Raw genomic sequence first — 10,988 nt, 5'->3', positions numbered from 1 at the left:
CCCGCGGCCGACCCACCCCGTGAGGGAGACTCCATGGCCGACGCACCCCCTGAGGGAGACTCCATGGCCGACGACGACACCATTCACGCCGCGGGCTGTGTCCTGTGGCGCCGCTCCCCGGCGGGCTCCGGGCTGGAGATCTGTCTCGTGCACCGGCCCAAGTACGACGACTGGTCGCACCCCAAGGGCAAGCTGAAACGCGGCGAGGAGTCCCTGGCCGGCGCGTTGCGCGAGGTCGGCGAGGAGACGGGCTACGACGCGGTGCCGGGCGCCGCCCTTCCGACGCTGCGCTATGTCGTCGGCGACCGTCCCAAGGAGGTCCGCTACTGGGCCGCCGAGGCGGGCGACGGCGGTTTCACGCCGAACGACGAGGTCGACCGCGTGCTGTGGCTCTCCCCCGGCGCGGCCCGCGACCGCCTCACCCAGCCCCGCGACCGCGACCTGGTGGACGCGCTGCTGGCGGCGCTGCACCTGGCGTGAGCGGGACCCGGCGCGCGGGACGCGCGGCCCTCCGGCCGGCCGGGTGACGTGCGTCCGGATGAGGGATGGCGGACGCGCGCGGACGATGGAACAGGGGCCACCCCTGTTGGTTACCTAGAGTTTCCCCGCAGGCCCCCTGGGCCGGAATCCGGCCGTGTCCTCGACGTAAGCGTTCCGTGACCTCACCGCACCGCCCTCAGGGGTTCACCCCCCGTTCACTTATGGCCATCGACGCCTTCACCTGATCTGCCTAATTTCGGCCGTACACGGTGCGAAGGACGTCGCAGGACGATCCCGCCGCATCACTACAGACCGCATTACTCAGACTTCGCACGCCGCCTCCAGACGGCGGCTCCTGGAAGGAACTCCCGAAAGTGAAGCTTCAGCGCATGAACCGGCGGGCCCTCACCCTCGGTGCTCTCGCCGTCTCCGGCGCCCTGGCCCTCACGGCGTGCGGCTCTGACGACACGGGCAAGGACACCAGCGGCGGCAGCTCGGCGCCGACCGCCGCCGCGGGCTCCATCAAGTGTGACGACGCCAAGGGTCAGCTCCAGGCCTCCGGCTCCTCCGCGCAGAAGAACGCGATCGACGCCTGGGTCAAGGCCTACACGGCCGCCTGCAAGGGCGTTCAGATCAACTACAACCCGACGGGTTCGGGCGCCGGTGTCACCGCGTTCACCCAGGGCCAGACCGCGTTCGCCGGTTCGGACTCGGCTCTCAAGCCGGAAGAGGCCACCGCGGCCAAGAAGACCTGCGGCGGCAACGCGGCGGTCGACCTGCCCATGGTCGGTGGCCCCATCGCCATCGGTTACAACCTCCCGGGTGTCGACAACCTCGTCCTGGACGCCTCGACGATCGCCAAGATCTTCGACGGCAAGATCAAGACGTGGGACGACGAGGCGATCGCCAAGCTGAACCCCGACGCGAAGCTCCCCAGCACCAAGATCCAGGCGTTCCACCGCTCGGACGAGTCCGGCACCACGGACAACTTCACCAAGTACCTCAAGGCCGTCGCCCCGTCGGACTGGAAGTACTCGGGCGGCAAGGCCTGGCAGGCGCAGGGCGGCCAGTCCGCTCAGGGCTCCTCCGGCCTCGCCCAGCAGGTCAAGCAGACCTCCGGCGCGATCTCGTACTTCGAGCTGTCCTACGCCGCCGACGGCATCAGCACCGTCGACCTCAAGACGGACGCCGCCACCCCGGTCAAGGCCACCGTCGAGAACGCCACCAAGGCCATCTCCACCGCCAAGGTCGCCGGCGTCGGCAACGACCTGGCCCTGGAGCTGAACTACAAGCCGACCGCCGAGGGCGCCTACCCGCTCACCCTGGTCACCTACGAGATCGTCTGCGAGAAGGGCAACAAGGCCGACACCCTGGCCGCCACCAAGTCCTTCCTCACCTACATCGCCAGCGAGGAAGGGCAGAAGCAGCTCACCGCCGCCCAGTACGCGCCCATCCCCGACGAGATCATCACCAAGGTCCGCTCCACCGTCGCGAACCTGAGCTGACCCGAGTGTGCGGCCCGCCTCACCGAGGCGGGCCGCACCGTCCGGTGCACCGCCGCCTGGAGCCGCCACTCGACCCGGCTCCGCAGACCGGAGACTCCTGATGGACATATCGACACAGAACACCGAAGCACCACCCCCCACCCCACCGCCTTCGACCGAGCAGAAGCGTGCGGCCCGTGGCGCCACCCGCCCCGGCGACCGCGTCTTCCTCGGTCTCTCCCGCGGGTCCGGCATCCTCCTGCTGGTGATCATGGCCGCCATCGCGGTCTTCCTCACCTACCGCGCCGCGATCGCGATCAGCAAGGACCACGCGAACTTCCTCACGACGTTCGAGTGGAACACCAACATCGAGCCGCCGTCCTTCGGCATCGCGGTGCTGGCCTTCGGCACGGTGGTCTCCGCGATCATCGCCATGGCCCTCGCGGTCCCGGTCGCCGTCGGCATCGCCCTGTTCATCACGCACTACGCGCCGCGCAGACTCGGCGGCCCCATCGCGTACGTGATCGACCTGCTCGCCGCCGTCCCGTCCATCGTCTACGGCCTCTGGGGCGCCCTCGTCCTGGTGCCGCACATGAACGGCCTGTTCGGCTGGCTCGACCACTACTTCGGCTGGACCGGCGTCTTCGAGTGGCAGGGCGGAGCGCCCCGCTCGATGCTCACCGTCGGCATCCTGCTCGCCATCATGATCCTCCCGATCATCACCAACGTCAGCCGTGAGGTCTTCCGGCAGGCGCCGATGATGATCCAGGAGGCCGCCCTCGCGCTCGGCGCCACCCGCTGGGAGGTCATCCGCATGGCGGTGCTGCCCTTCGGCCGCTCCGGCGTGATCTCCGCCTCGATGCTCGGCCTCGGCCGCGCGCTCGGCGAGACGATGGCCGTCGCCACCGTGCTCTCCCCGAACTTCGACATCCAGGCCAGCCTGCTCGATCCCGGCGGCGGCACCTTCGCGCAGAACATCGCGGCCAAGTTCAACGAGGCCACCGAGTTCGGCCAGGACGCCCTGATCGCCTCGGGTCTGATCCTGTTCGTGATCACCCTGCTGGTCAACGGCGCGGCCCGCCTCATCATCAACCGCCGCAAGGAGTACTCGGGGGCCAACGCATGAGCAACGCACCCGTCACCCGCAAGCACGCCAGCTCCCTGCGCGGCGGCAGCCTTCCCAAGTGGTCCCCCTGGGCCATCGCGGCCGGCGCGGTGATCGTCGCCGTCGGACTCGGCCTCGGCGCCGGCCTCGACAGCAAGGTCCAGTGGGGCCTGATCGCCGCGCTCCTCTTCGTCCTCGGCACCTACGTCGTCGCCGCGCGCGTCGAGGGCCGCCGCCAGGCCAAGGACCGGGTCGCCACCAGCCTGGTGTGGGTCTGCTTCATCGTCGCCGTCGTCCCGCTCGTCTCCCTGGTCTGGGAGACGGTCAAGCGCGGTGTGAAGGTCTTCGACCCGCACTTCCTGAGCCACTCCATGGGCGTGGTCGCCGACACCGACACCGGTGGCGGCATCTACCACGCGATCATCGGCACCCTGGAGCAGGTGGGCATCGCCTCGCTCATCGCCGTGCCGATCGGTGTGCTCACCGCGATCTACCTCGTCGAGTACGGCCGCGGCAAGCTCGCGAAGGCCGTCACCTTCTTCGTCGACGTCATGACGGGCATCCCGTCGATCGTCGCCGGTCTGTTCATTCTCAGCTTCTGGATCCTGATCCTGGACATGGGCTACTCCGGCTTCGCCGGCGCGATGGCCCTGTCGATCCTGATGATGCCCGTGGTGGTCCGCTCCACCGAGGAGATGCTCAAGCTCGTCCCGAACGAGCTGCGCGAGGCCTCCCTCGCGCTCGGCATCCCGAAGTGGCGCACCATTCTCAAGGTGGTCCTGCCGACGTCCATCGGCGGCATCACCACGGGCGTGATGCTGGCCGTCGCGCGCATCACCGGTGAGACCGCTCCGGTGCTGCTGCTGGTGTGGGGCACCGGCTTCATCAACAACAACCCCTTCGACGGTCCGCAGGCGTCGCTGCCGCTGTACATCTACCAGCAGTACGCCGCCGGAACCTCGGCGTCCGTCGACCGGGCCTGGGCAGCGGCGCTCGCCCTCATCCTGTTCGTCATGATCCTCAACATGGGTGCCCGCGCCGTCGCGCGCTGGAAGGCGCCCAAGGCGGGCCGCTGACGCGGCCGATCAGCGATCCGATCCTTTCGAAAGAAGCAGTGACTGACATGGCCAAGCGAATCGACGTAAGCGGTCTGACCGCCTACTACGGCGCCCACAAGGCGATCGAAGACATCTCCATGACCGTCGAGCCCCGCTCGGTGACGGCCTTCATCGGCCCCTCCGGCTGCGGCAAGTCGACCTTCCTGCGCACCCTGAACCGGATGCACGAGGTCACCCCCGGCGGCCGCGTCGAGGGCAAGGTGCTGCTGGACGACGAGGACCTGTACGGCAGCGCGATCGACCCGGTCGCCGTGCGCCGCACCATCGGCATGGTCTTCCAGCGCCCCAACCCCTTCCCCACCATGTCGATCTTCGACAACGTGGCGGCGGGCCTGAAGCTCAACGGCTCCTACAACAAGTCCGAGCTGAGCGACATCGTGGAGAAGTCCCTCAAGGGCGCGAACCTCTGGAACGAGGTCAAGGACCGGCTGAACAAGCCCGGCTCCGGCCTGTCCGGCGGCCAGCAGCAGCGGCTGTGCATCGCCCGGGCGATCGCGGTGGAGCCGCAGGTCCTCCTCATGGACGAGCCCTGCTCGGCCCTGGACCCGATCTCCACCCTCGCCATCGAGGACCTGATCGGCGAGCTGAAGGAGCGCTTCACGATCGTCATCGTGACGCACAACATGCAGCAGGCCGCCCGCGTCTCCGACCGCACGGCGTTCTTCAACCTCTCCGCGGTCGGCCAGCCCGGCCGCCTGATCGAGATAGACGACACGGAGCGGATCTTCTCCAACCCGTCCGTCCAGGCCACGGAGGACTACATCTCCGGCCGCTTCGGCTGAGCCGGCCCCTCCCCAGAACCCCTCGCGGTGCTGCATGGCGGTGCCACCGCGAGGACGAAAAGGGCCCGCCCCCGGACTACCGGGGGCGGGCCCACTCGTTTACATCACCAGCCAGCCCGGGAAAATCCAGCCCGTCCGGCGTTTGAGGACAAGGCCGAAGGCCGAAAGCGGGGACCTGAGGGCGCAGCCCCCAGAAACGGGACGGGAAGGGGCGGAGGGGGCGAACCAACAGCCCGCTACAGCGACAGCACCGCCGCACTCACGACTACAGCACCGCCAGATTCACGACCCAGAAGCTCAGCGCGGCGACAAGCGCGGCGGCCGGCATGGTGATGAACCAGCCGAGGACGATGTTCTTGGCGACCCCCCACCGCACGGCGTTCACCCGCTTGGTGGCCCCCACACCCATGATCGCGGAAGTGATCACATGCGTGGTCGAGATGGGCGCCTTGAAGAGGTAGGCGGTGGCGAACATGATCGACGCCCCCGTCGTCTCCGCGGCGAACCCCTGCGGCGGATCGAGTTCGATGATCTTCCGCCCCAGCGTCCGCATGATCCGCCAGCCACCCGCGTAGGTCCCCAGCGACAGCATCATCGCGCAGACGATCTTCACCCAGACCGGGATCGGGTCCCCCGCGCCCTGCACGTCGGCGATGACCAGCGCCATCACGACGATGCCCATCGTCTTCTGGGCGTCCTGGAGCCCGTGCCCGAGCGCCATACCGGCCGCCGAGACGGTCTGCGCGATACGGAACCCGCGCTTGGCCTTGTGCGGGTTGGACCGCCGGAACAGCCACATGATCGCGGTCATCACCAGGTAGCCGACGATGAGGCCGACCACCGGCGAGAGGAACATCGGGATGATGATCTTGTCGAGCACGCCGTCCCAGTAGACCCGCGTGCCGCCGGCCAGCGCCGCACCGACCATGCCGCCGAACAGGGCGTGCGAGGACGAGGAGGGCAAACCGAAGTACCAGGTGATCAGGTTCCAGGTGATCGCGCCGATGAGGGCGGCGAAGAGGATGCCCATCCCCTTCGACCCCTCGGGCGTCTGGATCAGCCCCTCACTGACGGTCTTGGCGACCCCGCTGCCGAGGAAGGCACCGGCGAGGTTCATCACCGCGGCCATGGCGAGCGCGGCCCGGGGCGTCAGGGCACGCGTGGACACGGACGTGGCGATGGCGTTCGCCGAGTCGTGGAAACCGTTCGTGTACGTGAATCCGAGCGCGACCGCGATGGTCACGATCAAGGCAAAGGTGTCCATGAACGGGTCAGGACTCCTTGACGGCGATGGTCTCCACCGTGTTCGCCACGTGCTCGAACGCGTCGGCCGCTTCCTCCAGCACATCCACGATCTGCTTGAGCTTCAGCACCTCGATGGCGTCGTACTTGCCGTTGAAGAGGTGGGCGAGCAGCTTGCGGTGGATCTGGTCGGCCTGGTTCTCCAGGCGGTTGACCTCGATCCAGTACTCGGTGAGGTTGTCCATGGTCCGCAGGTTCGGCATGGCCTCCGCGGTCAGGTCCGCGGCCCGCGCCAGTACCTCGATCTGCTGCTCGACGCCCTTGGGCAGCTCCTCGACCTGGTAGAGGACGACCAGGTCGACGGCCTCCTCCATGAAGTCCATGATGTCGTCGAGGGACGAGGCCAGGTTGTAGATGTCCTCGCGGTCGAACGGCGTGATGAACGAGGAGTTCAACTGGTGGAAGATCGCGTGTGTCGCATCGTCACCGGCGTGTTCGGCGGCCCGCATACGCTCTGCGATCTCGGCCCGGTCGGAGGCGTCCGCTCCGAGCAGTTCCATCAGGAGTTTCGAGCCCGTGACGATGTTGTCCGCGGATGCGGAGAACATGTCGTAGAAGCTCGTCTCCCTGGGGGTCAGACGAAAGCGCACGTTGGGGTCCTCGGGGTGCTTCGGTTCGGTCAGGCTGATGCTAGGCGCATCATCCGGCCACGGCTAATGGGCCGTCCCCCAGTGTCGCCCATCGGGCACGGTGATCAGCACAGGGTCCGGTACCGGTGTCTGGCACGGGCCCTGTACCCGGCAAAGTTCGGTACCATATACCCACCAGGGGTATACGTACAGGGCGTATCAGACGAGATTCGGCCAGGTTCTCAGGCCGGATCCCGACCGGCATCCGGGACAGTCCCCGGTCAGGCCCCTGACAAAACCACCGAGTGGATCAACAGGAGGACGCGATGACGACCACCGAGGCCGGCGCGACCGCGCCCTCCGGCGACGAGCACGCGGTCGTGACCGATCACGACCGCGGCGTCCACGGCTACCACCAGCGGAAAGACGAACACCTGAAGCGGCTGCGCCGGATCGAGGGGCAGATCCGCGGCCTCCAGCGGATGGTCGACGAGGACGTCTACTGCATCGACATACTCACCCAGGTCTCCGCCTCCACGAAGGCCCTGCAGTCCTTCGCCCTCCAGCTCCTGGAGGAGCACCTGCGGCACTGCGTCGCGGACGCGGCCCTCAAGGGCGGCGACGAGATCGACGCGAAGGTCGAGGAAGCGACGAAGGCGATCGGCCGGCTCCTCCGCACCTGAGCGATGTGACGTACGCGACGCAAGGGACGTATGTGACATCCGCGACCCCTGTGACGTTCCCAACCCGCGCCGGGACCACCGGAGCCGGTACACCGAAGGCGGAACGCCGGAGCCGGTACGCCGGAGCCTGACCACCGGTCCCGGGGACACCGATCCCGGGGACACCCGAGCCGGAACGCCGCCGCCCCCTGGATCGGGCCGACCGAGGGACACCCCTCCGCCCGGCGGGGACCGGCGCCCGAGAAGCGGCCCTAGTCCCTTTGCGCCCCTCCCGAACAGGCACGTTCTTCGGCCACTTTCAGCACCGCGTCGATGCTCTCCAGGCTGAGCCGGTCCTCGTGGGCGGCCGAGGCCGCGATGATCAGGTCACCGCACAGCTCGATCTCGGCGAGGGCCACGTGGTCCTGAACTGCCGTACCGCCGACCGGAGCCACGTGCATCACCTCTTCCTGGCGTCACCGACTTCCTAGAGTAGGGAGCGGCCTACACACCGCGCATGGCACGGAAGGGCCATTTCCGGCCCTCCGGTGAAGCTACGGCTCCGGATGCTCTTGCCCATGGCGCCGGAACCCACTACTCCGCGATCTTCCCGGCGTAGATGTCCCCGGCGTCCGGCAGCCGTACCCGGGCGGTGGCCCCGAAGTCGTACAGCAGGGTCGTGGAGGCGACGTCGACGGTGCCCTTTTGCCGGTCGTTGACGAAGCTGAACCGGTGCCGGACCTTGCGCAGCCGCCCCTGGTCGTCGAGGTAGGCGTCGAACGGGACCGCGGTGGTGGCGAACCCTTTCGCCGCTGCGTGCAGCGCGGGCCCCTGCCCTGCGGAGGCGCCCCGCGCGGCCACCAGCAGGTCGGCGGTCCCCCGGTAGTGCCGCACCGAGGTCCCGGCGATCTCGGTCCGGCCCACGTAGGTCGCCGTCCGCGCGCCGCGCAGCAGCTCGGCCGCCGCGTACGGGTCGGTCGCGCCGCCGGTCACCAGGTTCCCGTCCGTGAGACCGGCCGTCTCCACCCGGACCCATTTGTCGGCGGGCACACCGGCGCCCCGGTTCTTCATGAACAGCGCGCCCGGCGCGAGCAGTTCGGTGATCGGCCGGTGCTCGGCCGTCCCGGCGGGGTCCTGCGGCAGCATCACCTTGAGCTGCCCGGTCTGCTTGCGGAAGTCGTAGACGCCCTGGCCGCGGATGGTGACCCGGGTGCCGCCGGTGGCCATCTCCATCGACGTGGTGGTCCTGGCGCTGCCCGCGCGCTCCAGCACACCGGCCGCCTGCCGCAGCGCCCCCACGGTGTCGGTGCCGATGCTCACGTCCTCGGCGGCGGCCCCGCTTCCCGAGCACCCGGTGCCACAGACCACGAGTCCCGCCATGACGAGGGCCACCGCGGCCGTCCGCCCCTCCTGCTGCGCCACCATCGTCCGCCGACCCCCAGCCGGTCCGTCCCGGGCCTCCCTGTCGTCCGGTTAACGACGGGTGCGGGCGGCCGTCACGCGGCGGGAGTCCGTTCACTTGCCTTGGGTAACGTTGTCGGTGTGGAGCAGCAGGACGTCAGCGACCCGGTATCCGAGCACCGCGCGACCACGGTCGAGCAAGGCCCCTTCTGTCTGGCCCGCTGCACCTGCGGCTGGCGCGGCCCCGCCCGCCGGGCGAGAAGCCAGGCCCGCATGGACGCCACCACCCACGCCGCCCAGGCGACCACGTGACCCAGGCGACCACCTGACCTCCGGCCCAGACCGACCCCGCCGTCCCCCTGCCCCCACGCCCGTGCTGTGATGCGGATGTCGTAGCGGTTTCGCGACGGTGGGGCGTGGAACCTGCGGGCCCGGGGAGCCGTCTCGTTCCACGGAACCCAGGGGAGGCGCACATGCAACGGCGTACGTTCATCGGCGGGACCACCGCCGTCCTCGCGGCGGCGGCGACGTCCGCCTGCGAGGGCACGGACACCAAGGGGGCCTCCGGCGCCTCCGGCACCGCGCGAAGCGCCACGGCGGACGCCTCCGGCATCCGCACGGCGACCACGAGCGGCCGCGCCGCCGCCAACTGGACCGCGCTCTCCCACGACCTGGACGGCACCCTCGTACGGCCCGGCGACAGCGCCTGGCCGGCCGCACGGCAGCTCTACAACACGCGCTTCGACGGCCTGAAGCCCGCCGCCGTCGCCTATGTCGCGCACGCCGACGACATACGCACCACGATGGACTACGCCCGCGCCCACGGCGTCAAGGTGTCGATACGCAACGGCGGCCACTCGTACGCCGGCTGGTCCTCCGGGGACGGCCGGCTGGTCATCGACGTCTCGCTGCTGAGCAGGATCCGCGCCTCGGCGAACGAGGCGGTCGTCGGCGCCGGTGCCAAGCTGATCGACGTCTACCGCACGCTGGCCGCGAAGGGCGTCACCATCCCGGCGGGCTCCTGCCCCACCGTCGGCGTCTCCGGGCTGACGCTGGGCGGCGGCCACGGCGTGGTGTCCCGGGCGTACGGACTGACCTGCGACAGCCTCACCGGGGCGACGCTGATCACCGCCGACGGCAAGCGGGTGACCGCCGACTCCGCGGAGAACAAGGACCTGTTCTGGGCGCTGCGCGGCGCGGGCAACGGCAACTTCGGCGTCGTCACCGAACTGCGCTTCAAGACCCACCCGGCGCCCCAGGGCGTCTCCGCGTACATGACCTGGCCGTGGGCCAAGGCCGCGGCCGTGGTGAGGGCCTGGCAGGAATGGGGCCCCGACCAGCCGGACGAGATCTGGTCCTCGTGCCATCTCGCGAGCGCCCCAGGCGGCGGCCCGACGGTCTCGGTGTCCGCCTTCTCCCTCGGCACCTACGGCGAACTCCAGAACGCCGTGGACAAGTTGGCCGACCGCATCGGCTCCCCCGCGCGCGGCGTCAGCCTCAGGCGGCGCTCCTACAAGGAGGCGATGGAGGTGTACGCGGGCTGCTCGTCCTTCTCGGCGGACGCCCAGTGCCATCTGCCGGGCTCGACCCCGGGCCGCAGCCCGCAGGGCCACCTCGGGCGGGAGACGTACGCGGCCCGCTCGGACTTCTTCGACCGGTCGGTCTCCGCCGCCGGCGTCCAGACGCTGCTGAGCCAGATCTCCGCGGTGCGCGGCGGCGCGGGCAGCATCGCGCTCACGGCGCTCGGCGGCGCGGTCAACCGCGTCTCGCCCACCGCGACCGCGTTCGTGCACCGCCGCTCCCGCATGCTCGCGCAGTACCTGGTGTCCTGGCAGGCGGGCACGGCCGGCACCACCGCCCAGTCCTGGCTGACCGGCGCCCACCAGTCGATGGCCCGGCACGCCTCGGGCGCCGCCTACCAGAACTACACGGACGCCACCCTGACCGACTGGCGCAAGGCCTACTACGGGGACGCGGCGAGCCGGCTCACGGCCCTGAAGCACCGTTACGACCCGAACCGCTTCTTCTCGTTCCCGCAGGCGCTGTAGCCGGCCGACGGGGAAGCCGCGTGCGCTCGGGCTCGGT

12 protein-coding genes are annotated in these 10,988 nt (G+C 69.7%); 8 read left to right on the top strand and 4 right to left on the bottom strand.

What is annotated here, in order from left to right; genetic code table 11:
- Nucleotides 1-33 precede the first annotated feature (33 nt).
- From AB0912_RS09805 to pstB, 5 genes are all read left to right on the top strand, one after another.
- Nucleotides 34-480: an NUDIX hydrolase gene (locus tag AB0912_RS09805; RefSeq protein ID WP_366697569.1), complete on the top strand. Its 447-nt coding sequence runs from the start codon at nt 34-36 to the stop codon at nt 478-480.
- A 374-nt stretch (nt 481-854) separates the two neighbouring features.
- On the top strand, nt 855-1,985 hold the full coding sequence (gene pstS, locus AB0912_RS09800; protein ID WP_366697567.1) for a phosphate ABC transporter substrate-binding protein PstS: 1,131 nt from the start codon (nt 855-857) through the stop codon (nt 1,983-1,985).
- 100 nt (nt 1,986-2,085) lie between these two features.
- Nucleotides 2,086-3,090: a phosphate ABC transporter permease subunit PstC gene (pstC, locus tag AB0912_RS09795; protein ID WP_366697565.1), complete on the top strand. Its 1,005-nt coding sequence runs from the start codon at nt 2,086-2,088 to the stop codon at nt 3,088-3,090.
- Nucleotides 3,087-4,145, top strand: a complete 1,059-nt coding sequence (gene pstA / locus AB0912_RS09790) for a phosphate ABC transporter permease PstA (protein ID WP_366697563.1) — start codon at nt 3,087-3,089, stop codon at nt 4,143-4,145. Before pstC ends, pstA begins: the two co-directional genes overlap by 4 nt.
- A 47-nt stretch (nt 4,146-4,192) precedes the next feature.
- Nucleotides 4,193-4,969, top strand: coding sequence for a phosphate ABC transporter ATP-binding protein PstB (pstB, locus tag AB0912_RS09785; RefSeq protein ID WP_366697561.1), 777 nt, complete (start codon nt 4,193-4,195; stop codon nt 4,967-4,969).
- Nucleotides 4,970-5,234: 265 nt separating this feature from the next.
- On the opposite strand, the gene AB0912_RS09780 is transcribed toward pstB, so the two are convergent.
- A complete protein-coding gene (locus AB0912_RS09780; RefSeq protein WP_366697559.1) occupies nt 5,235-6,233 on the bottom strand; it encodes an inorganic phosphate transporter in 999 nt (332 codons plus the stop codon).
- Nucleotides 6,234-6,240: 7 nt separating this feature from the next.
- A complete protein-coding gene (locus tag AB0912_RS09775) occupies nt 6,241-6,861 on the bottom strand; it encodes a DUF47 family protein (RefSeq protein WP_366697557.1) in 621 nt (206 codons plus the stop codon).
- Between the two features lie 305 nt (nt 6,862-7,166).
- Between AB0912_RS09775 and AB0912_RS09770 the strand changes: the two genes are divergently transcribed.
- On the top strand, nt 7,167-7,523 hold the full coding sequence (locus tag AB0912_RS09770) for a metal-sensitive transcriptional regulator (RefSeq protein ID WP_366697555.1): 357 nt from the start codon (nt 7,167-7,169) through the stop codon (nt 7,521-7,523).
- 251 nt (nt 7,524-7,774) lie between these two features.
- Here AB0912_RS09770 and AB0912_RS09765 read toward each other — a convergent pair whose 3' ends face one another.
- Both AB0912_RS09765 and AB0912_RS09760 read right to left on the bottom strand, forming a co-directional pair.
- Nucleotides 7,775-7,963 carry a hypothetical protein gene (locus tag AB0912_RS09765; protein ID WP_366697553.1) on the bottom strand — a complete coding sequence of 63 codons (189 nt, stop codon included), beginning with the start codon at nt 7,961-7,963 and terminating at the stop codon, nt 7,775-7,777.
- A 133-nt stretch (nt 7,964-8,096) separates the two neighbouring features.
- Nucleotides 8,097-8,927, bottom strand: coding sequence for a hypothetical protein (locus tag AB0912_RS09760; RefSeq protein ID WP_366697551.1), 831 nt, complete (start codon nt 8,925-8,927; stop codon nt 8,097-8,099).
- Nucleotides 8,928-9,044: 117 nt separating this feature from the next.
- On the opposite strand from AB0912_RS09760, the gene AB0912_RS09755 reads away from it, so the two are divergent.
- The gene (locus AB0912_RS09755; RefSeq protein WP_366697549.1) at nt 9,045-9,215 is read left to right on the top strand and encodes a hypothetical protein; all 171 of its coding nucleotides are present in this window, start codon (nt 9,045-9,047) and stop codon (nt 9,213-9,215) included.
- Nucleotides 9,216-9,376: 161 nt separating this feature from the next.
- Complete coding sequence (locus AB0912_RS09750) at nt 9,377-10,951, top strand: FAD-binding oxidoreductase (protein ID WP_366697547.1); 1,575 nt, start codon at nt 9,377-9,379, stop codon at nt 10,949-10,951.
- Nucleotides 10,952-10,988: the final 37 nt, after the last annotated feature.

The sequence above is a fragment of the Streptomyces sp. NPDC007084 genome, assembly GCF_040703595.1.
Lineage (GTDB): Bacteria > Actinomycetota > Actinomycetes > Streptomycetales > Streptomycetaceae > Streptomyces.
This window is presented reverse-complemented; position numbering and strand designations above follow the sequence as displayed.